General features: G+C 74.3%; 23 protein-coding genes. 12 read left to right on the top strand and 11 right to left on the bottom strand.

Annotated elements, in window-relative coordinates; translation table 11 throughout:
- Positions 1–98 precede the first annotated feature (98 nt).
- Positions 99–2,180, top strand: a complete 2,082-nt coding sequence (locus ACFXGI_RS07415) for an AMP-binding protein (protein ID WP_384704434.1) — start codon at positions 99–101, stop codon at positions 2,178–2,180.
- Here ACFXGI_RS07415 and ACFXGI_RS07410 read toward each other — a convergent pair.
- Positions 2,117–3,973: a GNAT family N-acetyltransferase gene (locus ACFXGI_RS07410; protein ID WP_384704432.1), complete on the bottom strand. Its 1,857-nt coding sequence runs from the start codon at positions 3,971–3,973 to the stop codon at positions 2,117–2,119. The two genes, ACFXGI_RS07415 and ACFXGI_RS07410, sit on opposite strands and share 64 nt — an antisense overlap.
- A 128-nt stretch (positions 3,974–4,101) precedes the next feature.
- On the opposite strand from ACFXGI_RS07410, the gene ACFXGI_RS07405 reads away from it, so the two are divergent.
- Positions 4,102–4,524 (top strand): DUF350 domain-containing protein, encoded by a 423-nt coding sequence (locus ACFXGI_RS07405; RefSeq protein WP_384704430.1) that lies wholly within the window; start codon positions 4,102–4,104, stop codon positions 4,522–4,524.
- 91 nt (positions 4,525–4,615) lie between these two features.
- On the opposite strand, the gene ACFXGI_RS07400 is transcribed toward ACFXGI_RS07405, so the two are convergent.
- The 4 genes from ACFXGI_RS07400 to ACFXGI_RS07385 all read right to left on the bottom strand — a co-directional run bounded on the left by ACFXGI_RS07400 (position 4,616) and on the right by ACFXGI_RS07385 (position 9,043).
- Positions 4,616–5,827 carry an acyltransferase gene (locus tag ACFXGI_RS07400; RefSeq protein WP_384704428.1) on the bottom strand — a complete coding sequence of 404 codons (1,212 nt, stop codon included), beginning with the start codon at positions 5,825–5,827 and terminating at the stop codon, positions 4,616–4,618.
- Entirely contained in the window at positions 5,824–6,867 is a 1,044-nt protein-coding gene (locus ACFXGI_RS07395; protein ID WP_384704426.1) for an alpha/beta hydrolase, read from the bottom strand. The genes ACFXGI_RS07400 and ACFXGI_RS07395 overlap by 4 nt, the downstream gene beginning before the upstream one ends.
- Before the next feature lie 134 nt (positions 6,868–7,001).
- A complete protein-coding gene (locus tag ACFXGI_RS07390; protein WP_384704424.1) occupies positions 7,002–7,700 on the bottom strand; it encodes a response regulator in 699 nt (232 codons plus the stop codon).
- Positions 7,697–9,043 (bottom strand): sensor histidine kinase, encoded by a 1,347-nt coding sequence (locus ACFXGI_RS07385; RefSeq protein ID WP_384704422.1) that lies wholly within the window; start codon positions 9,041–9,043, stop codon positions 7,697–7,699. The genes ACFXGI_RS07390 and ACFXGI_RS07385 overlap by 4 nt, the downstream gene beginning before the upstream one ends.
- An 84-nt stretch (positions 9,044–9,127) precedes the next feature.
- Between ACFXGI_RS07385 and ACFXGI_RS07380 the strand changes: the two genes are divergently transcribed.
- Both ACFXGI_RS07380 and ACFXGI_RS07375 read left to right on the top strand, forming a co-directional pair.
- On the top strand, positions 9,128–10,075 hold the full coding sequence (locus ACFXGI_RS07380) for an AEC family transporter (protein WP_384704420.1): 948 nt from the start codon (positions 9,128–9,130) through the stop codon (positions 10,073–10,075).
- Between the two features lie 179 nt (positions 10,076–10,254).
- A complete protein-coding gene (locus ACFXGI_RS07375) occupies positions 10,255–10,650 on the top strand; it encodes a hypothetical protein (protein WP_384704418.1) in 396 nt (131 codons plus the stop codon).
- Here the strand turns inward: ACFXGI_RS07375 and ACFXGI_RS07370 are convergent.
- The 3 genes from ACFXGI_RS07370 to ACFXGI_RS07360 form a co-directional block, all read right to left on the bottom strand.
- On the bottom strand, positions 10,604–11,524 hold the full coding sequence (locus tag ACFXGI_RS07370; protein WP_384704416.1) for a serine protease: 921 nt from the start codon (positions 11,522–11,524) through the stop codon (positions 10,604–10,606). The two genes, ACFXGI_RS07375 and ACFXGI_RS07370, sit on opposite strands and share 47 nt — an antisense overlap.
- Positions 11,525–11,535: 11 nt before the next feature.
- A complete protein-coding gene (locus ACFXGI_RS07365) occupies positions 11,536–13,053 on the bottom strand; it encodes an FAD-binding oxidoreductase (RefSeq protein WP_384704414.1) in 1,518 nt (505 codons plus the stop codon).
- 226 nt (positions 13,054–13,279) lie between these two features.
- Complete coding sequence (locus ACFXGI_RS07360) at positions 13,280–13,888, bottom strand: hypothetical protein (protein WP_384704412.1); 609 nt, start codon at positions 13,886–13,888, stop codon at positions 13,280–13,282.
- Positions 13,889–14,081: 193 nt separating this feature from the next.
- Between ACFXGI_RS07360 and ACFXGI_RS07355 the strand changes: the two genes are divergently transcribed.
- Both ACFXGI_RS07355 and ACFXGI_RS07350 read left to right on the top strand, forming a co-directional pair.
- On the top strand, positions 14,082–14,399 hold the full coding sequence (locus ACFXGI_RS07355) for a hypothetical protein (RefSeq protein WP_384704410.1): 318 nt from the start codon (positions 14,082–14,084) through the stop codon (positions 14,397–14,399).
- A 119-nt stretch (positions 14,400–14,518) separates the two neighbouring features.
- Entirely contained in the window at positions 14,519–15,673 is a 1,155-nt protein-coding gene (locus tag ACFXGI_RS07350; protein ID WP_384704409.1) for a hypothetical protein, read from the top strand.
- Between the two features lie 7 nt (positions 15,674–15,680).
- Here ACFXGI_RS07350 and ACFXGI_RS07345 read toward each other — a convergent pair whose 3' ends face one another.
- Positions 15,681–16,337 carry a class I SAM-dependent DNA methyltransferase gene (locus ACFXGI_RS07345; protein WP_384704407.1) on the bottom strand — a complete coding sequence of 219 codons (657 nt, stop codon included), beginning with the start codon at positions 16,335–16,337 and terminating at the stop codon, positions 15,681–15,683.
- A gap of 11 nt (positions 16,338–16,348) precedes the next feature.
- On the bottom strand, positions 16,349–17,905 hold the full coding sequence (locus ACFXGI_RS07340) for an IucA/IucC family protein (protein ID WP_384704405.1): 1,557 nt from the start codon (positions 17,903–17,905) through the stop codon (positions 16,349–16,351).
- A 132-nt stretch (positions 17,906–18,037) separates the two neighbouring features.
- On the opposite strand from ACFXGI_RS07340, the gene ACFXGI_RS07335 reads away from it, so the two are divergent.
- Positions 18,038–19,603, top strand: coding sequence for an IucA/IucC family protein (locus ACFXGI_RS07335; protein WP_384704403.1), 1,566 nt, complete (start codon positions 18,038–18,040; stop codon positions 19,601–19,603).
- 77 nt (positions 19,604–19,680) lie between these two features.
- Here ACFXGI_RS07335 and ACFXGI_RS07330 read toward each other — a convergent pair whose 3' ends face one another.
- A complete protein-coding gene (locus tag ACFXGI_RS07330; RefSeq protein WP_384704543.1) occupies positions 19,681–21,222 on the bottom strand; it encodes a S8 family serine peptidase in 1,542 nt (513 codons plus the stop codon).
- A 343-nt stretch (positions 21,223–21,565) separates the two neighbouring features.
- Between ACFXGI_RS07330 and ACFXGI_RS07325 the strand changes: the two genes are divergently transcribed.
- The 5 genes from ACFXGI_RS07325 (at position 21,566) to ACFXGI_RS07305 (ending at position 26,337) form a co-directional block, all read left to right on the top strand.
- Positions 21,566–22,501, top strand: coding sequence for a SigB/SigF/SigG family RNA polymerase sigma factor (locus ACFXGI_RS07325; protein ID WP_384704401.1), 936 nt, complete (start codon positions 21,566–21,568; stop codon positions 22,499–22,501).
- A gap of 198 nt (positions 22,502–22,699) precedes the next feature.
- Complete coding sequence (locus tag ACFXGI_RS07320; protein WP_384704399.1) at positions 22,700–23,761, top strand: glycine betaine/L-proline ABC transporter ATP-binding protein; 1,062 nt, start codon at positions 22,700–22,702, stop codon at positions 23,759–23,761.
- A complete protein-coding gene (locus ACFXGI_RS07315; protein WP_384704397.1) occupies positions 23,761–25,551 on the top strand; it encodes an ABC transporter permease/substrate binding protein in 1,791 nt (596 codons plus the stop codon). The genes ACFXGI_RS07320 and ACFXGI_RS07315 overlap by 1 nt, the downstream gene beginning before the upstream one ends.
- A 236-nt stretch (positions 25,552–25,787) precedes the next feature.
- Entirely contained in the window at positions 25,788–26,045 is a 258-nt protein-coding gene (locus ACFXGI_RS07310) for a hypothetical protein (RefSeq protein WP_384704395.1), read from the top strand.
- Positions 26,046–26,103: 58 nt separating this feature from the next.
- Positions 26,104–26,337, top strand: coding sequence for a hypothetical protein (locus ACFXGI_RS07305; RefSeq protein ID WP_384704393.1), 234 nt, complete (start codon positions 26,104–26,106; stop codon positions 26,335–26,337).
- The last annotated feature ends 183 nt before the right edge of the window (positions 26,338–26,520 follow it).

Here is a 26,520-nt window from a genome sequence, read left to right as displayed (position 1 = left end):
GAGGTCAATGTATTGGCCGGATCCGGACCGAACCCCCGCTCGTACGGGGGATGTTCGACACCCTGCGGACTGTCGGTGGCGGGTGCCATCATCGGGGAATGACGCAGGGATCGACGCAGGAACCAGGTTCCGATCGCTCCGGTCGCACGACCGCCGACACCGTCCTGCACCTGTTCGGGCAACAGGTGCGGGACACCCCGCAGGCCTACGCCGTCATCGCCGGCGCGGACAGTCTCACCTACGGGCAACTGGACGTCCGTGCCAACCGGTTGGCCCATCACCTCATGGCCGGCGGACTGCCGCCCGGCGCCGTCGTCGCCATCGGGACCGCCCGCCGGACCGAGATCGTCGTCGCCCTCCTGGCCGTCCTCAAGGCCGGCGGGGCCTACGCCGTCCTCGACGTGGAGGTCCCGATCACCGGGCAGCGGCAGCTCGCCGCCCTCACGCCGCACGTCCTGCTCACCGACGCCGCGCACCACGCCCGACTGGACGACGGCAGCGGGCGGTGGGTCATCCGCCTCGGGGCCGAGGCGGCCGAGGTGTCCGGCCGGCCCGCCGAAGCACCGGAGCGGCCCGAGCCCGGGGAGACGGCCGCCGTCCTGTTCACCGGAGCGGCGGTTCCGCGCGCCGTCCCCGTCGGGCACGCCCGGCTGCTCGCCGCCCACGAGGGGTGGGCCAAGGTCATGCGGCCGGTCCCCGGGGACCGGCATCTGATCACGCACGGCCCGGACGTCGTCCCCTTCGCCGCCGGCTGGACCCGGGCCCTGTGCTCGGGCGGCGCCCTCGTCGTGCCCGAGCGGACGCCCTGGACGACCGACGGGATCCGCCGGGCGGTCGAGACCGAGCAGGTCACCGTGGTGCACACCGACCCGGCGGGTGCGACCCGGCTGCTCCTGCGCGATGCCGGAGCCGCCGTCCGGCCCGGCGCGGGAGCCGCGGACGGCAGCGCGCGCGGACGACGCGACGACGACCCGGCCCTGCGGTCCCTGCGCCTGGTCACGGTCACCGGCGACCGGCTCTTCCTCGACGAGCAGGACGCCTTGCAGAGCAGGCTCCGGGCCGGCGCCCGGCTGCTCAACGTGTACGGGCTCACCGAGGCGGCGGGCGCCGGCACCTGGTTCGAACTGTCCCAGCTGCCCGGCCCGTTGGACGACCCCGAGCAGCTCTCCCTGATCGGCGCCCCCTTCCCCGGCTGCCGCGCCGACGCCCACGACGGGGAGCTGCGCCTCACCCCGCCCGCCGGCGGCGACGCGATCTCCACCGGCGACCTCGTGGAGCTCCGCCCGGACGGGCTGCTGGAGTTCCGGGGCCGGATGCGGGACCGGATCACCACGGACGGGGGCGTATTCGACCCGCACACCGTCGAAGCGGTCATCCGCAGCCACCCCGCCATCGGCGCCGCGCTGGTGGCCGAGGTCCCGGACGGTCCCGGCGGTGCGCGCAGGCTGATCGCTCACGTGGCACCGCCCGCCCGGGCCCAGTCCGGGCCCCCGGCCGTCGACCTGCCGGACGGCGGGCGGCTGCGCGAACACCTCGCGGGGAAGGTGCCCCGGGCGCAGATGCCGCAGGCCGTGATCCGGCTGCGCACCCTGCCCCGCAACCGCGGCGGCCAGGAGAACCGGGAGGCCCTGCCCCAGCCCGTGCTCACGGGGAAGCCGGGCCGGAGCGGCGCGGGGGGCTCCGGGAAGTACACGGCCGTCGGCGCCGCCACCTTCACCCCGGCCGGGCGCATCGGCTGCGGCATCGCGTTCCTGGTCTTCACCGGCCTGCTCTTCTTCCTCCTCTCGAAGATCTTCTGGCCGGGCTCGACCGACCTCAGCGGTGTGCCCAACCCGTGGGCCTTCCTCTTCTTCGTGCTCTACCTGTTCGAAGGAGCCTCGTTCGCCGCCGGGCTGGTGTTCCTCTTCGACGGCCGCGCGATGATGCGGCGCCGCAGCCCGGGCGGGAGCCCCGGCCTCACCGCGGCCGCGCACCTGGCGGTGGTCTACCTGCTCATGGCCTGGTGGCCGCAGGACAACTTCTACCGGCTCGCGGCCAAGCACGACTGGCCGGTCCAGGCCGCCCTCGTCTACGTCTTCAACATCCCGCTGATGATCGCGGCCGTCGTCACCGCCTTCTACGTCACCCGCAAACCGCCCTCGCCCTTCGACTTCGAGGAGGCCGACGGCCCCGCCCGCTGATCGTCGGCGAACGCCGCCCCCACGGCGAGCGCCTCCGCCCGCACCAAGGCCTCGGCCGCGTCCAGCGCGTCCGTGCTGTACGCGGCCACCAGCACGCCCAGCCAGGGCGCCGGGTCGAAGGCGCCCGTCGGGATCGCGGGCAGGAACACGGCCCCGAGCTCCGCGCAGCCGCGCTCCAGCGTCTCGCACAGCTCGTCGAGCGCGGCCTCGGGCAGTCTGGCCCCCAACTCCACCCGGTCCGCGATCCGTACGAAATGCCCCGCGCCCCGCAGCGCGTCGAGCCGGGCCGCCACCATGAAGGCGATCGACGGCCCGGTGAGCCGCAGGTTCGTCTCGGTCGGCGCCAGCCGTCCCGCCCCGTCGGCGACGAAGTCCACGTCGAACCAGCCCCGGTAGCCGGCGGCCGACAGCTCCCGGCCCACCGCCTCCCCGAACGCGAGCAGCGGTTGCTCCGCCCACGCGGGCACCACCCCGGGGCCCACCGTCGCCCCGCGGTACCCGGAGCCCGCCACGTCCATGACCGCGCCGCCCACCTCGTGCACGCGGCCCGCCCCGTCGACGAACCCGTCGTACGTCAGGTCCCGCGGCTCCTCCGGCCCGGCCGGACCGGACACGTACTCCTCCACCAGCAGGGGCCCGCGCGGGAGGGTGCGCAGCACCGCGCGGGCGCTGCCCGCGGCCCGGACCCGGTCGGGCGTCACCACGGTGGTGCCGGAACCGCCGACACCGTGCTCCGATTTCAGAACGCTGCTCTCGCCCGCCTTGGCCCGGGCGGCCAGCAGCCTGGCCGCCGCCCGCCGGGTGGGGGCCGGCCACTGCCCGGGGAGCAGGATCCGGGGGTGCCCGCCGCCCGCCAGGATCCGCCCGAACAGGCCGTGCGACGCCGACTTGGACTCGTACCGCAGCTCGGAGGGGCGCCACGGCCGCCCGGCCAGCCGCGCGAAACCCGCCGTCCGCCCCCACGGTACGAGGGGCAGCCCGGCCGAGGCCAGCAGCCCGGCCAGCGCCGGCCGGGCCCGTACGGCATCCGACAGTCCGGCAGCGTCCGGCAGCCCGGGACCCCCGTCCGCCAGGCCGTCGTACACCTCCACCCCCTCCCATTCCAGAAGGCGTCCGATCCGCCCGATCCACCCCGGCGGCACCGCCGCGGGCAGCACCAGCGCCCCCGGACACGGGCTGTAGAAGGCGGCCAGGCAGGCGTAGTGGCCCGCTGCCCGCTGCTCGCGGTCCAAAGAGGCGTCGGCGAACTGGGCGTTGAACTCGGCGACATTGCCCACGTGCACGGCCGGCCCGCCGCCCGTCCAGGCCTGCGCCCAGTCGGTCGGCGGCGCCGGCGCCGCCTCGAACCGCACCAGCCCGGCGCACGGTTCCTCGCCGCCGGCCGCAGGGGACCCCGGCGAACTCCGCGCCCCCATCGCCCGGTAGAACCCGGCCGCATGCGGATCGGCGTCGATGAGCAGTCCGCGGAACCCCAGTTCGGCGGCCCGGCGCAGCGCGTCCCGGTACAGCCGCCGCCCCACGCCCCGGCCGATGGCCCCCGGCTCCACGAACAGCAGACCCAGCCGGGCCACCGGCGGCGCGCCCTCCAGGGAGGCGAGCCCCAGCACCCGGCCGCCGGACGCTTCCTCGGCCACCACGATCCGGCGGTCCGCCACGTCCCCGGCCGCAATCCGCAGCTCCGGCGTACACGAGGCCAGGAACGCGGCGTCGTACCCCCAATACGCCTTGGAGCGGAGCACGAGCGCGGTGAGCTCCTCCGCCTCACCGGGCCGCGCCGCTCGGAGCTTTACCATTCCCTGACCTCCCCATGGTCTGCAGCGAGACCGTGCGATAGATTCGGCCACCCTGAGCCCCCCCCTGGCGGGCGGTGTCCCGTCATGTACGGCAGGTCCTTCCTACCCCCGCGGAGAACGGCTTCTCAATGAGCGACATCATCAACGGACTTGGCCGCACCAGCGCCTACGGCGCCCTCGGCCTGGTCCTGCTGATCCTCGGCATCGTCCTGGTGGACGTGCTGACGCCCGGGAAGCTCCCGAAGCAGATCTGGGAGGAGCGCAACCGGAACGCGGCCGTCATGCTGAGCTCCGCGCTCCTGGGCGTCGGCGGGATCGTCTTCACCTCGATCTGGACCACGTACGACGACTTCGGCAAGGGACTGCTGTCCACCGCCGTGTTCGGGCTGCTCGGCCTGGTCCTGATGGGCCTCGCCTTCCTGGTGCTGGACTGGGTGACCCCCGGCAAGCTCGGCGCGATCGTCGTCGACCCGGAGCCGCACCCGGCGGTCTGGGTCACGGCCTCCTGCAACCTGGCGGTGGCCGCCATCGTCGCCGCGTCGATCGCCTGAACCGCGCGCCCGCCGCGCGGACACGCCGAGAGCGCCGCTCCTTCCGGGGAGCGGCGCTCTCGGCGCATCGTCGAACCGTCGTGCACCGGTGCTACGCGAGCCCCAGCGCGAACACCGCGAACCCGGCCGCCAGCACCCCCGCGAGCGTCCGCCGTACCGCCGTCGCCCGGGTCCACGGCTCCTCGAACCGGCGCGCGTACCGGGCGATGCCCACCAGCAGCACCGCGAACACCGGCATCCACGCCAGCCGTGCCGCGATCCAGACCGGGCTGTCCGGCGCCGTCGTCAGACCCGTCAGTCCGCCCGCGAACGAACCGGGCACGGCCGCCGCCAGCATGGCCGTCTGGTGCCAGCACAGGATCGTCATCGCGCACAGGTTGACCACGACCACCGGGGCCCACAGCGCCGGCCGGGCCAGCAGCCGCGCCAGCCGGTCGCGCAGCAGCATCGCCGCGCCCGACTGCGCCGAGGCCAGAGCCAGCACCAGCAGAGACGGCGGGTGCGAGTTGGTCCGCGCCTCGCCCGGAACGCCGACCATCGACGCCGGGTAGTGGAACACCGCCAGCAGCGCCGCGAACAGCAGTGTCCCGCCCGCCAGCAGCAGCCAGCCCCCGCGCCTGCCGATCCGCCCCTCGCCCCAGTCCACGCCGAGCTGGTACGCGAACAGCCAGCCCGGCAGGATGTTCACGACCGCCAGCCAGGAGGGCACGGACTCGGCGAACGGCCCGTACCGCAGGAAGTCCACCAGCGCGACCGAGGCGAGCAGCGGGGCCGCCGCCCAGCCGCCGAGCCGGCGCGACGCCCGCACGCAGTACGGGGTCAGCGCGGTGACCACCACGTACACCCCGACGAACCACAGCGGCTGGACCACCAGCGTGGCCCCGGTCCGCAGGGTGGCCTCCGGCACCCCCGCCGCGTACAGCACCGGCGCGGCCAGCGCCCACACCGCCGTGACCCCGAGCACCGGCCGCCCCAGCCGGGCGATCCGGCCCTTCAGCCAGTCCCCGGCGGATCCCTTGCGGCGGTGGTAGGAGAGCACCGAGGCGTAGCCGCCGACCAGGAAGAAGATGCCGAGCATCTGGAGCACCCAGCTCGCCGGGGCCAGAGCGCCGAATGCGGAGAGCGGGCTGGCGTTGTGCAGGCCGCCCTCCGCGTCGCGCGTGAACCCGCCGAGCAGCCAGTGCCCGGTCGGCACGGCCAGCAGGGCGAGGGCGCGCAGCCCGTCGACGGCCCGGTCGCGGTGGGCGGGGGTCTGCCGCTCGATCCGGTCGGCCGCCCTCCGGAGTGTGGTGAGCGTGTTCACCGGACCTCTCCCTTCGCGATCGCGGCGAAGGCCGCCAGAGACCGGGTGCCGGGCGCGAGGTACCCGGTGTGGCCGTGCACGTCGCCGGCCGGCACCTTGCGGGCGCCGAAGGCGGCGGAGGCCGGATCGGCGCCGTGGCCGATCCCGGCGAACTCCACGTTCGGCACGTCGCCGATCCAGTCGGAGGGCCCCCGGGCCGCCCAGACGCGCGAGCGGGTGTGCAGATCGGCGACGGTGTCGGCGCGCATGCCGGGGGAGCCGAACACGACGATGTCGCTGGCGTCCGTACGCCCGGCCGCGAGCCCCCCGACCACCGAGCCGTAGCTGTGGCAGAACAGCACCGGGTCGGGTGCGCCGACCGCGTCGAGCCCCGCCGTGAACCGGGCCAGCCGGTCCGCGCCCGCTTCGGCGAGCCGCCCGGAGGCCGCGTCCAGTCCGACCCCGACGGGGGTGGTGTAGCCGGCCCAGGCCACCACCGCGGTGTCCTCGCCGGCCGCGGCGCGCAGCGCGCGGGCCATCCCGGCCGGCCCGGTGTCCGGCGCGCGCTTCGCGTCGTACGTGGTGGCGTCGCTGTCCGAACCGGGCACGATCACCGAGACGTGCGCGGCCCGCCGCAGATCCCCGAACACCTCGACGACCTGGCCGCGCCCGCGCGGGTCGAAAGCGAGGATCCGGCGCCCCGGGGAGGCGAGCGAGGCGAAGCGCGCCTCGCCGGTCGCGAGGACGGCCAGCCGGTTGGCCTCGTACCTGAGGGTGACGGGTGCGCCGTCGAGGTTGCCCACCACCAGCGGGTGCCTGCGTACGAGCTCCCGGCGCTCCGCGTCGTCCAGCCCGGCGAAGAACCGGGCCACGTCATGCGGCGAGGCGCTCGCCGGATCGGGCAGCGACCGGCCTGACACGGTGTCGCCGCGCCAGGCGGCGGTGCCGGGCGGCGGTCCGGTGACCGCCTGCTGGCTGTCGCCGGAGGCCCAGCCCGCGGTCCCCCCGACCACGGCCACGGCCAGTGCGGCGGTGGCCAGGGTCCTTCCGAAGCGGCGCATGCCCCTTCTCCTCTCCTCGTGACGAGGAGGAAGGTAAGGAGAAGGTGTCGAAGCGGACATCGGACCGTGGAGCCAAGTCGGATGTCATACCCCGGTAGGGGGTGGAGGAGAAGCCGGTCCGTGGCGGGGGGAAGTCAGTCCGAGTCGCCCGGCCGCACCAGCCCCGCCTCGTACGCGAAGATCACCGCCTGGGCCCGGTCCCGCAGGTCCAGCTTGGCCAGCACCCGGCCGATGTGCGTCTTCACCGTCTGCTCGGCCAGCACCAGGTGCCCGGCCAGCACCAGGTGCCCGGCGATCTCCTGGTTCGACAGCCCGCGCGCGATCAGCTCCAGTACCTCGGTCTCCCGCGGGGTCAGCCCCTTCAGCCGCAGCGCCGGGTCCTTGCGCGGGGCCGGCCGCTGCTGGACGAAGTCCGCGATCAGCCGCCGGGTCACCGAGGGCGCGAGCAGCGCCTCGCCCGACGCGACCACCCGGACCGCCGCGATCAGGTCGGCCGGCGGTGCGTCCTTCAGCAGGAACCCCGAGGCGCCCGCGCGCAGCGCCTCGTACACGTAGTCGTCGATGTCGAAGGTGGTCAGCATCAGCACCTTCGGCCGGTGGACCACCCCCGGCGGCGGGCTGAGCAGCTCCCGGGCCGCCGTCAGACCGTCCATCTCCGGCATCCGCACGTCCATCAGCACCACGTCGGGGTGCGCGGTGCGCGAGACCTGCACGCCCTGCCGCCCGTCGGGGGCCTCGCCCACCACGTCGATGTCGGCCTGTGCCGACAGCAGGGCGGCGAACCCCGCCCGCACCATGGCCTGGTCGTCGACGATGATCACACGGATGGTCAACTGGCTTCCTCGGTGGCGTCGTTCAGGGGCAGGCGGGCCGCGACCCGGAAGCCGCCGTCGGGCAGCGGACCGGTGTCCAGCGTCCCGCCCGTCAACCGTACGCGTTCCCGCATGCCGACCAGGCCGTGCCCGGTGCCCGAACGGCCCGGCTCCACCGCCGCGTCCCGGGCCGCCGGGCCGTTCACCACGAGCACGAGGACCTCCCCGGCCTCGTGCGTCACCGAGACGCGGGTCTGGGCTCCCGGCGCGTGCCGCACCACGTTCGCCAGGGCCTCCTGCACGATCCGGTACGCCGACAGGTCCACGGCCGGCGGCGCCGCCCGCTCCGCCCCGGCCGCGAGCGACAACTCCACCGGCTGTCCCGCCCGTACGGTCGCCTCCACCAGCTGCTGGATCCGGCCGATCCCCGGCTGCGGGGCCGGTGCGCCGGTGCCGTCGGACGTCCGCGTTCCGTCCCCGCCGTTCGCCTGGTCGCTGCGCAGCACCGTCAGCAGCCGCCGCATCTCGCCCAGCGACTCGCGCGCACTGGCCGCGATCGCCGCGAACTCCTCCTGCACCGGCTCCGGCATGCCCGGCAGCCGGTACGGCGCGGAATCCGCCTGCACGGTGATCACCGACATGTGGTGGGCCACCACGTCGTGCAGCTCCCGGGCGATCCGCGCCCGCTCCTCCAGGAGCGTCCGCCGGGCCCGCTCCGCCTCGCTGATGCTCTCCTGCTCGGCGACGCGCTGCTGCGCGTCGCCGACCCCGCGCAGGGCCCCCGTCACGGCGAGGACGCTGCCGCTCAGTACGAAGAGCAGCGCGGCCGTGGTGGTCACCCCGTCGGGCTCGAAGAAGCCGAGCACCACCCCGACGGCGCCCGTCACCAGCCACACCCCGATCAGCGTGCGGATCGACTCGCGCAGCCCCAGGCAGATCATCAGCGCCAGGTACCCGACGATGCACATCGGGGTCCACGGCCAGGCGTGCCCGGCCACCTTGTCGGCGTGCGTCAGCACCACCGCCCCGACCGTGTCCGCGACCAGGATCAGGACCCAGGCGGCCAGCGGCCGCGTCACCGCCAGCAGCAGCGGCACGGTCTGGGCCACGCCCAGCGCCCCCGCCCAGCCGCCGCCCGCCTTGTAGTCGCCGGCCAGCACGGCGATGGTCGCCGGCAGCAGCGACACCACGAAGATGCCGGCGACGACGTACGGCAGCATCCGCTGCCAGGCCTTCGGCGCCCGCGCGAAGAGCGGCTCCGCCGCCCGCGCGGGCGTGCGCAGCACCACCGCGAACCGCATCGGCGCCCGGTCCCCCTTCGCGGGGGCCGGCGTACGGGGGCGTGCTTCGTCGCGATCGCTCATGATCGGTCCAGCCTATGCTCCGGAGGTCCTCCAGGAAGGCAGGAGTACGCTGCTCGCGGTCGATCACAGGGGGAGCCGGTACACATGGGCACGGCGGCAGCACTCGAAAAAATCGTACCGGTGCTGCTGGCCTTCGGCGGAGGTGTACTGCTCGCCCGCCGCAAGACCGTCCCGGCCGAGGCCTCCAAGGCCTTCGCCGACTACGCCTTCCTCTTCGCCGTCCCCTGCTACCTTTTCGGCAACATCTACGGCAGCGACCTCGGCGCCCTGTTCAACTGGCACGCGATCGGCGCCTACGCCGCGGCCGCCGCCCTCGCCGTGCTCCTCCTAGCCTTCGCCTCGGGTGCCCGGGGCCTACGGGACCCCCGCGACGTGGCGCTGCGCGTGATGGCCGGAGTCCAGGTGAACACCGCCTACTTCGCCGTCCCCGTGTTCATCACCTTCTTCGGGACGGCCGCGCCGATCTTCCCCGTCCTGCTCTTCCAGGTCTGCGTGCTCTCCCTCGTCGTCATCTCCATCATGGAGCTGGGCCGCGCCGGCCCGGCCGCGGGCGGCCCCGGGCAGCGGCTCTCGCGGGCCGTCGGCGCCTCGCTCGCCACCCCGGTGGTCCTGGCCTGCAACGCCGGGATCGTCCTCAACCTCCTCTCGGTGCACCTCCCGAAGGTGGTCCTGGACGGGGCCGCCTTCGTCGGCGACAGCGCCTCCCCGATCGCCCTGTTCGCCCTCGGACTGCACCTCGGCGGCGTGGGGCTGGACGTCCGGGGCACCTCCCGCGAGGAGATGGCCCTCATCGCCTTCAAGTGCCTCGCCTTCCCCCTCCTGGCCTGGGCGGTGTGCGGACTGCTGTTCGGCGTACGGGGGGAGTGGCTGACGTATCTCGTCCTGATCGCCGCGATGCCCACCCCGCAGAACCTGTTCGTCTTCGCCCAGCGCTACGACGTGGGCGTGGACCTCTCCGCCTCGCTGGTGATCAAGAGCTCGGTCGTGTCGCTGCTGTTGCTCCCCCTCTGGCTGCAGACCGTGGCCTCATGAGCACACTGGGAAATCCCGGGCGGCACGCACGGCCGGCAGTTCGCCCGCGCCGTCGGGGTGATGGGCGTCGTCGTGGCCGCGGCGGCCGCCACGGGTGCCCGGCGGCTCGGGTGACCCGCGCCCGGTGAACCGGCGGCGAGACGGTCGTTCCCCGTGGCGGCCTCGGTCGTTGACCCGGCATGGAGCTGCTGCCGACCATCGCGGCGCCGGGCGTCGGTGAACGGGCCGACGCCGCGGCCGATGCCGCCTGCCACCTCTACGACGCCGTCGCCCCCTGGAGTTGTGCCGAGCCCGGCGGGTGGAGCCGTACGGCCGCCGAGGACGCCGCCGAGACCATCGAGACCACCGCGCACGCGCTCGCGTACGCCCATCCGCGCGCCGAGGTCCTCCTGGCCCCGGTCCACGCCGCCCTCGCCGACCTGCGCCGCCAGCTCGGGCTGCCGCCCGCCGACCGGCTGACCGCCGACGGGCTTCCCGCGACCCCGCGCACCGTGGGCAACCCGCGACGGACCCGCTGGGTCCGGGTGCTCACGCCCCCTTCGCCCCGGCAACCGCCTGCTCGTACAACTTCTTGATCTCCGGGCCGAAGTACGAGCTGTACGAGGTGTCGGCGGTGTCCCCGCCCGTCTTCCACCCGCCGATGACCCCGACGACGTCCCCGGTCTCGGTCACCTTGTCGTAGTTCTTCAGGAACGGGCCGCCGCTGGTCCCGCCCGGGTATCCCGTGCAGTCGATCCGCAGGAACGAACCGGGGATCCCCGCGTCCTTGCTGGTGAACTTGGTCGTACGGTTCACGCACAGCCTCGGGCGCGCGGCCGATGCCGGATAGCCGATGAGCGACACCTTCGCGTGCTCGTAACCGGCGCCGGTGACCAGGCGGTTCCCGCCGACCACGTCCTCGACGGGGAACCCGTCGGCGTCCGGCCCGACCTGCGCGAAGGCCACGTCGAGCGTGGCGCCCTTGTCGGCGCCCAGGCTCTTGTAGCGCGGGTCGATCCACACCTTGGACTTTCCGTCCGCGGCCCGAAGCACCGGGAACATCCCGTACGGCTGAGGGTTGTCCGCCGTGTACAGCGGTACGAAGGCCACCTGCCGGGCGTCGGTGCCGAGCAGGCAGTGCGCCGCGCTGAGCACCAGGTCGCGGCCGGGGGAGGAGACCACGCTCGCGGTGCAGAAGTACGCGCCGCCGCCCTTCATCACGAACATCCGGCCGACGACCGGGATCCCGTCGAAGTCCTGCCCGGTGCCGGGATCCGTGGCCGCGACCGCCGACGCGGGGGTCATGGGGGCCGCGGACGCCATCCGGTCGGCCGTCCAGAAGGTCTCCGCCTCGCGGGCGGACCACCGGCCGGGCGGCGGGATGGCGCTCCCGGCCTCGGCCACCGGCAGCGGCCCGGCGGGCAGCAGCAGGGCGGCCGTCGCCGCCGCCACGGTCAACGTACGTCGCATGTCGAGCTCCTCTAGATGGCCTGCGGGAAGCGGAACAGCCGGTCCGGGTCGTAGGCGCGCCGGACCTCTTCGAGGCGGCCGAGGTTCGGCCCGTAGTACGCCTCGCGCCAGGCGGGCAGTTTCGGATCGATGTAGTTCTGGTACGCGCGGCCGCTCGCCCAGGGGCGCAGGTCCTGCCACAGGCCGTCGAGCCAGCCCTGGTGCGAGGCCACCTGCGCGGGCGTCGCGGAGACGGGCCAGTAGGCGAGGTACTGGGTGAGGAAGGCGCTGTCGCGGTGCACGAACGCGGTGTCGGCCGCCGCCGGGCGGTTCACGGCCCCGCCGCACTCGCCGGTGAACTGGACGACGCCGATGCCGCCGGCCGGGACGGTCCGCCCGTAGCGGCGTACGGCGGCCAGCACCGCGGCGACGCCCGCGTCCGGCAGCCCGGCGGCGCCCCAGAAGTCGGAGCGCCCGCCGTACGAGTCCCGGCCGATCCGGCCCTCGGGGGTCCGGCCGGGCAGGGTGCCGGGCAGATGGCACTGCGTGGCGCTCTGCTCCGGGCAGCCCGACATGGCCCGCACGGTCTCCTCGTAGGTGCGTACGACGATCCAGCTGTCCCGGAGCGGCCGGCCGACGAGGTCCGACAGGCGGGTCAGCTGCCGTTCGAGCTCGGCGCGCCCGTCGAGGCACAGGACGCGGACGGCGGGGGCCGGGGCCGGGCCGCCTTCGATCAGGAACTCGACCTGGCTCCAGAAGGGGTCGGGGAGGGCGGCCAGCCAGCGCTGCCAGCCGCGCAGCAGGACGGCGGAGTCGGCTTCGGGCCAGTGGAGTTCGGCGTAGGCGCAGTCGGCGGCCGGGTGGGTGCGGAAACGGAACTCGGTGACCACGCCGAAGTTGCCGCCCCCGCCACCGCGCAGGGCCCAGAACAGGCCCGTGTCGCGCGCGGCGTCGACCTCGCGCACGACGCCGTCGGGGGTGACGACGGTGGCACCGGTGAGGGCGTCGGAGGTGGTCCCGTGGGCGCGGGAGGCCAGGCCGAGCCCGCCGCCCAGCGTGAGTCCGGCGATGCCGACGGTGGGGCACAGGCCGGTCGGGACGGCGAGGCGCCGCGTGGCGAGGCTCCGGTTGACGTCGCCGAGCCGGGCTCCGGCACCGATGCGTACGCCGGACCCCTCGACCGCCAGCCCGGCCATGGCACCGGCGTCGACGACGAGCCCGCCGGCGCGGGTGGACCAGCCGGCGTAGCTGTGGCCGCCGCCGCGCGGTACGACGGGGACGGCGGAGCGACGCGCGAAGTCCAGGCAGACGGCCACGTCGGCGGCGTGCGCGGGGTAGGCCACCGCGCCCGGGGCGATGGTGTCGTACCGGGGCTGGAACAGCCGCCGGGCCTCGGGGTAGTCGGGGTCGCCCGGCAGCACCAGCCGCCCGTCGATGCCGCGGCCGAGCGCCGCCCAGTCGGGGGCGCGGGCCGGCGCCGCCGCGACGGAGAAGGCGGCCAGCACGGCTGCGGACACGGTGCCCAGCAACTGGCGGCGGTGGAGGCTCATCCCTCCTTCCTGCCATCGTCCGGCCTGATCGCGGCGAAGGCGGGCCCAGGGGGCCTGCGCTGCCCCCCGAACGGCCCACGGCCCCCCGCCGGGAGCGACGAACGCCCCCGCGCCGCAGGACGCCCGGACCGCACCGCCCGGACCGCGGCGCCTGGCCCGCACCGCCTGGCCCGCGGCGGCGCTCGTCCGCACGGTGCCCAGGGCGGTGGCGCCCGGGCGGCGGCGGTCAGGCCGTCGAGGCTCCGGCGCTCCCGCCCTGCGCCGTCCGCTCATGCCGTTCCCGGATACGGGCGACGACGCGCTCGCGGCCCAGCCGCCGCGCCTCGCGGAGTCTGCCCTCCGCGACGAACACCGGGATCCGGAACAGCCGGCCCCACAGGCTGAAGTCGAGCGTGCCGCTCAACACGAGCGCCTTGTCCAGGCCGAAGGAGAAGGCGAAGGTCAGGACGTACGCCGCGACCCGGTGGGCGAGCAGCAGCCGAAGCAGCGCGTTGCTGCGGCCCTGCAGGAGCTCGACCGCGGCCGCCGGCTCCGCCGCCCGGAGGTCCCCCCCCGTGGTAGGCGGCGGCCTCGCCGCGGGCGGCTCGCCGCAGCGCCTCGGTGACCTGCACGCTCTGCTCCGCGACGGCCGCCTGCCGTACCCCCCTGGACGGCGCCGACCACCAGGTCGTCCCAGTAGCGCGCCCGGCCCGGCCCGTCGCGTCGTCGACCCGTCGCGCTCGGCCGATCCGGGTGGTGCGAGCTCCTCGATCCGCGCCCGCACGACCACCGCCCGGTGGGAACGTCCCGGGTGGGTGAAGGAGTCGGACCGCAGGCACAGCTCGGCGTACGACACGAGGAGGCCGAGGTCGTCCGGCGCGAGCGCCAGGCCCTTGCGGTACGCGTCTTGGCTTCCGCGTCGTGGTCGTCTTCGTCCTCGGCCGCGTGCGCCTGCCCGAGCCGGCGGTAGAGGACCGGATCCGGCCCGAGCTCCGCGAGCCCGGCCGCGGCCGTCGTCCTGACCGCAGCGTGGCCGCCGGCCGCACGGGTTGATCGAGTGCCGCCGGGACCGCCGGCCGGACGAGGACGACCGCGGTTGGCGCGAGGGCATCGATCCGGACCACTTCTGCAACGGCCGGTCCTCGGCGGCGTTCGGGGCCCTGTTCGGTGGCCGCAACTCCGCGTCGTTCCGGCCTCACGCGCCCGATCGCGGGCTGCCGCCGGACGTGACGCAAGATGCCCCTGCGGCCTACGAAGAGTGGAGCGTCACCCACAGTGCGTCCTGGACCGGCTGGACCGCCTGGGCCGAGCTCAAGGCGGCCGATGGGGACGAGGGGGTGCGGCTCGCCGTGTGGTTCGGCTGCTGACGGGCGGGGGCGCGGGAGCACTTGGCGGGGCGCCCGGCAGGGCCTGCGGGGAGCGTGCCTACGGGTAGGTTTCGAACCCCTGGGCTGCGACGGGGGCGTGAGGTGAGTACGGTCTGCCCATGCAGATCGACGGAGCCGGCAGGCAGCAGCGGGGGCATGTTCTTCTCATAGCGGGTGACGCCGCCGTACGGAGGCGGGCCGTTCAGGTCGCGCCCAGTGCGAATCTGGCCGCGCTCGGAGTGCTGCCCGCGTCCGCGCTGCTGAACAGCCACGTCCCCAGCGACACCACGTACCTCGACGGCGCCCGGGACCCCAATACCGTGCTGATGCGGCTGCGTGCGGCCGCGGCGACCCCGGGGCCGCTGCTCGTCTACCTCTCCGGCCGGCTCACGCTCGACCGCCGCGGGCAGGGCCTGCACCTCGCGCTGGCCGGGACCACGGCCTCCACCGTCCGCTACACCGCCCTGCCGTGGGACTGGCTGGGGACCGAGCTCGCGGCCCGTCCCACCGGCCCGACCACCGTGGTGCTCGATCTCGTCGCCGACAAGTCCGCCTGGCCGGTGCTCCAGGAGTACGGGAGCCTGCCCGCCTCACCCTCCGCCAAGGTGTACGGGGTGGTCGTCCCGCCCGCCTTCGCCGGCGGGCCGCACCAGGTCAGCGCGTACACCCGGCACTGGATCGACCAGCTGCGCCGCAGCCCCACCCGCCCCGCCGACCTCCAACTGCACGCCTTCGCCGTGGGAGCGGCGGCCCTGCCGCCCGGCACCCTCGTCCTGCCCGCCACACGCGAACTCGGCGCCACCGCCGCACAACAGGCGCCACAGGCGCCGCAGGGACAGACGCCCGACCCGCGGCCGCACATCCACGCCCTCGCCTCCGGCGGCCGGCACCAGGAGGCCGCCACCCTCGCCCAGGCCTGGGAGCAGCACGTCCTCCAGACCCACGGGTACACCTCGCCCGAGGCCACCCACTGGGCCGAGATCCGGGCCGACCTCGCCCGGATGGCCGGGAACTACCGCTCGGCGACCCAGCTCTGGATCAACGCGGGGCACACCCGCCTGGAGCACCAGCCGCCGGACGCCCCCGAGGTCCTGGCGGCCGCGGCGGGCGCCCTGTACTGCTGGACCCAGCTCAAGGACCAGGCCGCGGCCCGGGATTCCGGTCCCGAACTGGTCCGCCTGCTGCGGGCCCTGCCGAGCCTCGAACCCCGCCTGCTGCGCCTGACGCAGCAGCGGCTGGAGGTGCTGGAGGGCGCCGTCGACAGGGTCGGCTAGACACGGCCTAGACCTGCTTGCGGGCCAGGAGGAAGGCCTGCGGGGACTTCTCCCGGCCCGCCGGCTGTCGCACCAGGCGGGCCACCTCCTCCAGGCCCGCCCCGGCGAGCAGGCCGGCGATCAGCTCCGGCGGGGTCCGGTACACGTCCAGCTCGACGGGGTGCCCGTACGCGTGCTCCAGCCGGAGCTTCTCGTCGCCCGCCTTGAACGCGATCAGCAGGTGTCCGCCGGGCGCGAGCACACGAGCGAACTCCTCGAACAGCGGAGGCAGTTCACCCGGCGGGGTGTGCACCGTCGAATACCAGGCCAGGACCCCGCCGAGTACCCCGTCGGCCACGTCCAGCGCCGCCATCGAGCCCACCTCGAAACGCAGCCCCGGATACGTCCGCCGGGCCACCGCGACCATCGCCGGGGACAGGTCGATGCCGAAGGCCCGTACGCCGAGCCCGTCCAGATGGGCCGTCACGCGACCCGGACCGCAGCCCAGGTCCGCGACCGCCCGGGCCGCGCCGCCCGCCTCGCCGCGCACGCACTCGGCGAAGGCGGCCAGCATGGCCCGGTCCAGCGGCTTGTCCGCCAACTCGGCGCCGAGGAGCCGGGCGTAGTCGACGGCGACGGCGTCGTACGACGCCCGTACGGAGTTCAGGTCCGAGGTCCCGTTCATGCCCTGTGACACTATCCCGCCCACCCCCGCCCCCGACCGTCGGCCCCGGCCAGCGGATTGTCCAGCTCCGTCCACTGGTCGCCCGGGATTCCGGGGCTCAGCCGCATGAGCGTCAGGGCTTTGGTCGGCAGCGGAGCGGTCAGCAGGGCCTCGGTGTCCGCGGTGACCGGCAGAGCGGCGGCTTCCGCCAGCATCTCGCCGAAGGCCGCCGCGGAGCCGGCCGTGGCACCCAGGGTCCCGGTCAGCAGGGAACCGAACAGCTTGCGCCGCAGCACGGTCACGTCGTCGGTGACCAGCCGCCCCGAGAGCGGCGGCACCGGCAGGCCGTGCCGTACGAGCCGCTGCGGGCTGATCCGGATGTCGGCGAGGTCGCGGTAGACCAGCCGCACCGGGGCCCCCGTCGCGGACAGCACGACGAGCAGGTTCTGGCCGTGGGCCTCCAGCGCCACCCCGAGGTCCAGAACCCGCAGGCACACCGAGAGCGCGAGGCGGGCGAACCCGGCCCGCCACGACGCCGAACGCGCGAACGCCGTCCCGCCCAGCGCCGCCACCGGCACGACCCGCTCGCCCGCCGCCGTGTCCGCGTACACCTCGGGCGGCTCGCGCAGCACCGCCGCGAGGTCCGGGCTGTGCGCGGTCGCGGCGCCCAGGGTGCGGGTGATGTGGAGCTGCCCGTCGAGCCGCTGCGACAGGGTCTGCGCGAAGGCGGAGACCGCGGCGGCCGTCTCGATGGAGTACTCCGAGATGTCCCGTACGGAGGAGGTCAGCCGGGTGCTCAGCGCCGTCTTGACGTGCGCGCCGCCCGCCGCGGGGGCGAGGGTGCGCAGCGCCATCAGGGGATGCGCCGCGAATCCGGTGCGCAACACCCCGGCCGACCCCCGGCCCGTCTGTTTCAGGACGTGTTCCGCCTGCCAGGGGTGGACCGGCAGCAGGAGCCGGCCACCGTCGCGCAGCCCGGCCGGCCAGGCGCCGGTGACCAGGCACTCCTCGGCCCGTACGGCGACCAGCCCGAGCTCGACCAGCGGGCGGTGCTCCGGCGCGTACGCCAGCTGCTCGGCCACCGAGAATCCCGGCCGGGAGCGGCAGTTGGGGTGGTACGGATGGCCGTCGACCACCCGCTGCTCCCACTCCCAGGCGGCCTGCGGAGCCGGCTCGGGCGCCGCCGGCCGCCCGGCCCGGGACAGCGCGAGCGAGGCCGTGCTGTCGTCCAGCTCGGCGGCGAAGGCATCCCCGTGCGGCACACCCAGCGCCGCCATGAGCCGCCAGGCCTGCCGGTACGGGACGCCGTCGAGCAGCACCTCGCCGACGTACGGGTCGGTCGCGTACGGGTCCGGCGGCGGGCCCTCCAGCCGGCCGCCCCCGTGCAGCCGGACCGTCAGGCCGCCGGGCCCGTGCTCGCGGCGCTCCACCCACGGGAGCGGCTCGAAGGCCAGCGCCCGCCACAGCCGGGTCAGCACGGCGGCCCGGGCGCCGCCGAGCGCGGAGCCGTAGGCGGAACCGAGGGCGGGGCGCACCTCGGCCAGCTCGGCGGAGACGGCCTCTTCGGCCGGGGAGGCGGGGAGGTTCATGCTGGGGTGCAGGGCCCTGTTCCTCTCACGGGACTCTCACGGGTCTCTCACGGATGACGTGATGATCACGTCATCATCGCGGATACTGAAGATCACGGCCGGAGGTACGCCCCGCGAACCCCGGCACTTGGGATGGACCGAATGGAATCCGTGGACCTCAACGCCGCAGCCGACGCGTACGCCGCCACCCCCCTGCTGAACTGTCTGCTGCGGGAAGCGGCCGATCCCGCCGAGGGGTCCGCCGCCACGCCGGACGACGGCCGGCCGGTCCACCGGCTGCGCGGCAGCGGCCGGCTCCTGCGCGTGACGGGCGGGCGCCGGCCGCTGCACCCCGAGCTGCGCACGGCGGACGGCTGGCGTCCGCTCAGCCACACCGAGCTGGTCAAGCTGACCGCCGACGAACTGCACCGGTACACGGGCGTCCCGAACGGCGAGCTCCCGGTCGAGATCGCCGACAGCCGCGAGGCCGTCGCCGCGCTGCTGGCCGCCCGCGCGGCCGCCGAGCCCCCGCGGGACCCGTACGTCCGCTCCGAGCAGTCCCTGGTCATGGGACATCCGTACCACCCCGCCCCCAAGGCGCGGGGCGGCGCGCCCGCCGCGAGCTGGCTGCCCTACGCGCCGGAGGCGTACGCCCGCCACCCGCTGGTCTTCCTCGGGCTGCGCGAGGACCAGGTGGCCGAGGAGGGCGGGCCGGGCGCCGCCGACGCGATCGACGCGCTGGCAGGGCTGCTCGACGGGCCGCGCCCGCCGGCCGGATACCGGCTGCTGCCCGCGCATCCCTGGCAGCTGGACCTCGTCGGCGGCTCGGCGGCCGTACGCACGGCCTTCGCCGACGGGCGGCTGCTGCGCCTGGGCCCGGGCCGCCGTCCGGTCCGGCCGACGGCATCGGTGCGCACGCTGTACGTGCCGGGTGAGGCGGACCTGTTCGTCAAATTCAGCCTGGACGTCCGGATCACCAACGACGTGCGCCGGCTGTGGCGGCACGACCTGCTGAAACTTCGCCGTACGGACGCCGCGGTCGAGGCCGGATTCGCCGAGCTGCGGCGCTCCGGGTCGAACGCGGTCTGGCTCCGCGACCGCGGATACCGGACCGCGTCCTTCGCCTTCGAGGAACTCGCCGTCCTGGTCCGCGACGGACTGAACGCGCAGTTGGAGCCCGGGGCCACGCCGCTCGCGTCCGCCGCGCTCGCCGAGGGGTTCACCGGCAGCCCGCTCACCGCGACGGCCGACCCGGCCGGCTGGTGGCGGGCGTACCTGCGCCATGTCGTGCCGCCCGTACTGGACTTGTTCGCCCGGCACGGAGTCGTACTGGAGGCGCACCTGCAGAACAGCCTCGTCGCGGTCGACGCGCGGGGCGTCCCGGTACAGGCCCTGTTCCGGGACGCGGAGGGGGTGAAGCTGCTGCCGGAGACGGAGCGTGCGGCCGCCTGGCAGCGGCTGGTCTACTGCCTGGTGGTCAACCACCTCACGGAGGTGGCGGGGGCCCTCGCCGAGGCGCACCCCGACACGGCCGCCGCGCTCTGGCCGGCGGTGCGCGAGGAGTTCCTGCGCTACGACGCGGAGCACGGCCTGCCCGAGATCGCGGAGCTCCTCTCGGCCCCGTCCCTGCCGGCCAAGACGAATCTGCTGCTCCGCTGGACCCGCGCCGACGGCGCGGCCGCCCGCTACATCCCCCTCCCCAACCCCCTGAACGGGTAGGCCGCGTCTTGCAGATCACGGCGGGAGCGCCGTGATCCGCAAGACACGCCCCGGGGCCTTCCCCGCATGCCGGACCCTCAGAAGCGCAGGGCCCATGCGTCGATGTGGCCGGTGTAGCCCGCGAAGGCGTCGAACACCCGCAGTTTCCAGACGCCGTTGGCGGTCTCCGACGAGGCGTCGATCCCGAACACCCCGCGGAGGTCGGCGTTGCCCCAGCCGGTGTAGCTGTCCTTGATCGGGTACACCGTGCCGTCGGGCGCGATCACGTCGACCTGGAGGGTGCCGGAATCCGGGTGCCTGATGTCGAGTTCCACGTCCAGCTGCGCGGGTGCGTGCCCGGTGATCCCGCTGACCGTCACCGGGGATTCGACCGGCTCCAGGTCCTCGACCGGATAGTCCGCGGTGTTCGCGAAGCGCGGCCCGGGCACCCGGTTCGGCTGGGTCCCCACGTAGAGCAGCCGGTCGGGCGAGCCCGGCCCGGCGTCGACCACCGAGCCGGTCGTGGCCGCGGAGGTCAGGGCGCCCGCGACCTGGGAGGGCGTGGCCGTACGGTGGTCGGCGAGGTAGAGCGCGGCCGCACCCGCCACGTGCGGGGAGGCCATCGAGGTGCCGGACATGGTGGTGCTCCAGTCGTCTCCCCAGAAGACCGCCGAGGTGATCGAGTCGCCCGGGGCGAACAGGTCCACCAACGGGCCGTAGTTGGAGTACGAGGCGCGCGCGTCGCCGTCGTTGGTCGCCCCGACGGTGAGCGCCGCGGACACCCGGGCGGGGGAGTGGGTGGAGGCGTCCGCGCTCTGGTTGCCCGCGGCCACCGCGTAGGTGATGCCGGAGGCGATGGAACCCCGGACGGCGGCGTCCAGCACGTCGTCGGGGTCGCCGCCCAGGCTCATGTTGGCCACCGCGGGCTTCACGGCGTTGCGGGTGACCCAGTCGATCCCGGCGACCACCTGCTCCGTGGTGCCCTCGCCCGCCCAGTCGAGGACCCGCACGGACACGACTTTCGCCTTCTTCGCGACGCCGAACGTCGTGCCCGCGAGGGTCCCGGCGACGTGCGTACCGTGCCCGTGCAAGTCGTCGGCCTCGTAGTCGTCGTCGATGGCGTCGTACCCGTACGAGGCGCGCCCGCCGAAGTCCTGGTGGCTGATGTTGACGCCGGTGTCGATGACGTACGCGGTCACACCCTGCCCGGCCGAGTCCGGATACGTGTAGCTCGCGTCGAGTGGGAGCCTGCGCCGGTCGATGCGGTCGACCCCCCAGGAGGGCGGGTCGGGCTGGGTGGCGTCGAGCCGCAGCTTCCGGTTCTGCGCGACCTCGGCGACGGCGGGGTCCGCGGCGAGCCGGCGGGCCTGGCGCTCCGGCAGCCGGACGGAGTAGCCGTTCAGGGCGGCGTCGTAGGTCCGGCGGATCGTGCCGCCGAAGCGTGTGACCACGGACCGGCCCTGTGCCGTACGGGCGCTCGCGCGGGCCGGGTTCAACAGCACGAGGTAGCTGTCGGCGACGGCTCCGGGAGCTCCGGCGTACCGGACGGCCCCCTCGGGCGGGCTCGCGGCCGAGGCCCCGGTGTCGGCGCCGAGGGCGAGCGCCGCGGCGAGCGCGAGGACGGCCCCGCACCGCCGCAGTCCGAACTGCCGTGATCCGTGCCGTCCCTGAAATCGCTGCGATCCCCGTGATCCGTGTGACCTGTGTAACTCGTGCGATCTGCGCAATTGGTGTGATGCATGCCATGTCTTGAGCATCCGGGTCGAACCCCCCTGTGAGTCGTGCGCTCAGACTGGGGGCGCCGCGAGGCCCCGCGCAAGGCTGTGCACAGAGGAGGAACCCGACCCGCCGGTCCCACGCGTGCGCGCGTGTAAGCGGACGGCCGCATTTCCGGCAATTCTTGACGTTCAAGCTGAAACAGACCACCATCTACGGCAGTCAAGGTCCCGCGCCGCAAGCCGACAAGCCCAAGGAGCGAACCCCATGCCCGCCTTTGCCCCGTCCTCCACTTCCGAAACCGCCGCAGTCGTCCCCCGTCCGCGCCGCGACAGCCACGCCGCCCGGATCGCGGACCTGCCGCGGATCGAGGAACCCAGGGAGGTGGCCCCCGCAGATGCGAGGGAGCTGTCACGGGTGTTCTTCCGGCGGCTGCGTGAACTGCCCCAGGGCACGCCGGAACACCAGTACGTCCGCAACGCGCTCATAGAGATGAACGCCTCACTCGTCCAGTACGCCGTCCGCCGTTTCCGCGGCCGGGGTGACGGAGGCGACATCGAGGACATCGTCCAGGTCGGCACCATCGGCCTGATCAAGGCGATCGACCGGTTCGAGCCGGCCCGCGAGAACGAATTCGCCACCCTCGCCATGCCGTACATCACAGGCGAGATCAAACGGCACTTCCGCGACACCTCCTGGGCCGTGCGCGTCCCGCGCCGCCTCCAGGAGCTTCGCCTCGACATCGCCAAGGCGAAGGAGCAGCTGACCGCCACGCTCGACCGCTCGCCCACCGTCGCGGACCTCGCCGGCCACCTCGGCCTCGCGGAGGAGGACGTCATAGAGGGTCTCGTGGCCGCCAACGGCCACACCACCGGCTCCCTGGACGCCCCGCACGCGGAGCACACCGACGGCTCGGCCGACGGCCACACCCTCGCCGACGTCATGGGCGAGGAGGAGCCGGCCCTGGAGCGCGTCGAGGACATCCAGACCCTCGCGCCGCTGCTCGAACAGCTCTCGGAGCGCGAACGCCGGATGCTGCGGATGCGCTTCGGCGAGGAGCTCACCCAGGCGCAGATAGGCGCCGCGCTCGGCATCTCGCAGATGCAGGTCTCGCGCCTGCTGACCCGCATCCTCGCCCACCTGCGCGCCTCCATGCTGGAGGACCCGGACCCCGAGGCGCAGGCCGCCCGGCACCACGCCTGACCGGACCACCCGGCGTGAGGTGGATCACCTCGGCGTTTACCCCGCAGGAGCGTGGGCACCCGCGGATCCGGAGCGGACCCTTCCGCCGGCCGTCACGCGGCCGGCCCGGGTGCGGGCGGATCCCGTGCCGCTCCACGGCCCGCGCCCGGCCCCGGTGGCCGGGCGCAGGCCGTTTCCGGTACGACCCGCGAGGTGTATGTGTCCACGCTCCAGGCCGAGCACGTCTACAAGGTGTTCGGAAGACGACCCGGCGACGCCGCAGCCGCGGTCCGCGCGCTCCGATCCGGCGCAGGCCGCGACGAGCTGCGCGCCGACGGTACGACGGCTGCTGTGATCGACGCCTCGTTCCGCGTCGAGCCCGGCGAGATCTTCGTCGTCATGGGTCTGTCGGGGTCCGGCAAGTCCACGCTGCTGCGCATGCTGAACGGACTGCTCGAGCCCACCGAGGGGCGCATCCGCTTCGACGGCCAGGACCTCACGGCCCTCTCCCGGCGTGAGCTGCGCCACGTCCGCTCCACCAAGATCAGCATGGTCTTCCAGCACTTCGCGCTCTTCCCGCACCGCAGCGTGCTCGAGAACGCCGCCTACGGGCTGGAGGTGCAGGGCGTCGCCCGCGACGAGCGCCTGCGCCGCGCCGCCGAGGCGCTGGAGCTGTGCGGGCTCGCCGGCTGGGAGACTTCCTGGCCCGACGAGCTGTCCGGAGGCATGCAGCAGCGCGTGGGCCTCGCCCGCGCCCTGGCCACCGATGCCGACCTGCTCCTGATGGACGAGTCCTTCAGCGCGCTGGACCCGCTGATCCGCCGCGACATGCAGGACCAGCTGCTGGAGCTGCAGCAGCGGCTCAAGAAGACCATCGTGTTCATCACGCACGACCTGAACGAGGCCATGCGCCTCGGCGACGGCATCGCCGTCATGCGCGACGGCCGCATCGTCCAGCAGGGCACCGCCGAGGACATCCTCACCCGCCCCGCCGACGACTACGTCGCCTCCTTCATCCAGGACGTCGACCGCTCGCGCGTGCTCACGGCCGACGCCGTGATGACGGACCCCGTCGCCGGAAGCTGCGCCTGCGGCTGCCCCAGCGTCACCACCGACACCCCGATCGCCGACCTGTGCTCGGTCAGCGCGCGCGTCCCGCACGCCGTCGCCGTCACCGACGGCGCCGGGGTCGTCGTGGGCTCCGTACCGCAGGACCGGCTCGTCGCCTTCATCGGCGACGAAGAGCGCGCCCCGGTGCGCTGCGCGGAGGTGGCCGCCTGATGCCCCGCCTGCACCTCGGCGCCTGGGTCGACAGCGGAGTCGACTTCCTCCAGCGCAACCTGTCCTGGCTCTTCGACGCCATCAGCGCGCTGGTCACCGGCCTCTACGACGGCATCCACGCCGTGCTCGACGCGCCCGCCCCGCTGCTCTTCGCCGGCATTCTCGCCGTCGCCGCCTGGTGGCTGCGCGGCCTGCTCGCCGCGCTCCTCGCCTTCGCGGGCTTCGCACTCGTCGACTCCGTCGACCTGTGGGCCGACGCGATGTCCACGCTCTCCCTGGTCCTCGTCGCGACGCTCGTCACCCTGGTGATCGCGGTCCCGCTCGGCATCGTGGCCTCCCGGTCAGACCGGGTCAGCGCCGTGCTGCGGCCCGTCCTGGACTTCATGCAGACCATGCCGGCCATGGTCTACCTGATCCCCGGCATCATCTTCTTCGGCGTGGGCGTGGTGCCCGGCATCATCGCGACCATCATCTTCGCGCTGCCGCCCGGCGTGCGGATGACCGAGCTCGGCATCCGCCAGGTCGACGCGGAACTCGTCGAGGCCGCCGACGCCTTCGGGACCACCCCGCGCGACACCCTCGTACGCGTCCAGCTGCCGCTGGCCCTCCCCACCATCATGGCGGGCATCAACCAGGTCATCATGCTGGGCCTGTCCATGGTCGTCATCGCCGGCATGGTCGGCGGCGGCGGGCTCGGCGGGGCCGTCTACCGGGCCATCGGCAACGTCGACATCGGCCTCGGCTTCGAGGCGGGCATCTCCATCGTCATCCTCGCCATGTACCTGGACCGGATGACCGGGGCGCTCGGCCGCCAGGTCTCCCCGCTCGGCCGGCGCGCCCTCGCCAAGGCGCAGGCCGCGGCGAGCGGCGCCGCCAAGCTGTGGAACCACCGTCCTCAGCCCGCCTACGCCGTCACCGGCGCCGTGGTCCTCGCCCTCGTCGCGGGCGGCCTGAACACCTTCGGCGGCTCCGGACAGCCGACCGCCGCCGGGGCCGACGCCGTCGGCAAGGGCCGCAAGATCAGCATCGGTTACATCCCCTGGGACGAGGGCATCGCCTCGACCTACCTGTGGAAGGAGCTCCTGGAGCGCCGCGGCTTCCAGGTGGAGGCGAAGCAGCTGGAGCTCGGCGCCCTGTTCACCGGGCTCGCGGGCGGCCAGGTCGACTTCCAGACCGACGCCTGGCTGCCGCTCACGCAGGCCCAGTACTGGGAGAAGTACGGCAACAAGCTGGACGACCTGGGCTCCTGGTACGGGCCCACCTCCATCGAGCTGACCGTCCCCTCCTACATGAAGGACGTCACCTCCCTCGCCGACCTCAAGGGCAAGGGCGGCCGGTTCAAGGGCCGGATCATCGGCATCGAGCCCAGCGCGGGCGCGATGGGGATCCTGAAGGGCAAACTGCTCAAGGAATACGGCCTCGACGGCGAGTACCAGGTCGTCGACGGATCGACCCCCGGCATGCTCGCCGAGCTGAAGCGGGCCTACGAGAAGCAGGAGCCGGTGGCGGTCGTGCTCTGGTCGCCGCACTGGGCGTACGCCTCGTACGACCTGAAGAAGCTCGAGGACCCCAAGGGGGCCTGGGGCAAGGGCGACGGCATCCACACCCTGGCCCGCAAGGGCTTCGCGCAGGACGAGCCGGAGGTGGCCTCCTGGCTGCGCTCGTTCAAGCTGACCGAGGCCCAGCTGACCGGCCTGGAGGCGAAGATCCAGGAGGCGGGCAAGGGCAAGGAGCAGCAGGCCGTCCGCACCTGGCTGCAGGAACACCCTGAGGTCGCGAAGGCGGCCTGACCCGCGTGCGGAGGTGAAGGCGCCGGCGGGCCGGTGGAGGAGCACGCTCCCACCGACCCGCCGGCGCCTTCGTCCGTGTCTGCGCCGCGGGCGCCGGGAGCCGCACCGGCGATCGGCGGGTCCGCTTCGGGAACGTACCTCTGACCTGCCGGAATACTGGACGATCCGTCCCGTGCCCCGGAGGGGCCGGCCGTGGCACAGTGCCTGGAACAGCACCGCCGGACCAGGGAGCCTCCATGCGTGATCCGCACGCCGTGCCACGGCTCGTGGCCGCCCCCGAGGCTCCGGCGGAGCCGGGCCCGCTGCCGCGCTGCCCCGTGTGCGGGAGCGCACCGGAGCGGATCTCCTGGCGTCAGTGCCCGGGCCGGCCGGTGGCGCTGGTCTTCGACCCCTGCGGCGACCGGTACACCTCGCAGGCCGCGCCGATCATGGCCGTCACCCCACCGGTCGGGCCGCCGGTACCGGCTCGGCTCCCCGTACCGCTCAGCAGCTGAGGAACGCGGCGATCCGCTCGGCGAACGCTTTCTCGCCGGCGCGCCCGTCATCTTCCCCGTGACCACCACGGTGCCGATGACCCCAAGCGCGCAGAACACCCGAGCCGGCGGCCTGCCCTTCGCCGCCTCGATCTGCTCCAGCAGCTTCACGGCCCGGCGCCCGCTCCCGGCGGCCTTCGCCAGCGCCGAGTGGTCCGGCCCGAACAGGTCCGCCAGGTCCCGGACCCGGCCGGCCGCGACCAGCGCCCGTGCGTACCGGCTGCGCGCGCGGGGCGAGGAACTCCCATCATGATGCGTTCAGGCGTACTCCGATACTCAGGCGCCCGGCCGATGAAGTCGCACAATCTTCTCCCCCGAGAGTCGGGGGATCACTCCCGCGGCTACGCCACCGCTCACCGACCGGAGTAGTGACGGTCTGTTTCGATGGCAACTGCTCAGTCGGGCCGGTGGACAACGGCAGTGGAGAGCAACCGTT

This window comes from Streptomyces sp. NPDC059355 (assembly GCF_042752335.1).
In the GTDB taxonomy this organism is placed as follows: domain Bacteria; phylum Actinomycetota; class Actinomycetes; order Streptomycetales; family Streptomycetaceae; genus Streptomyces.
This window is presented reverse-complemented; position numbering and strand designations above follow the sequence as displayed.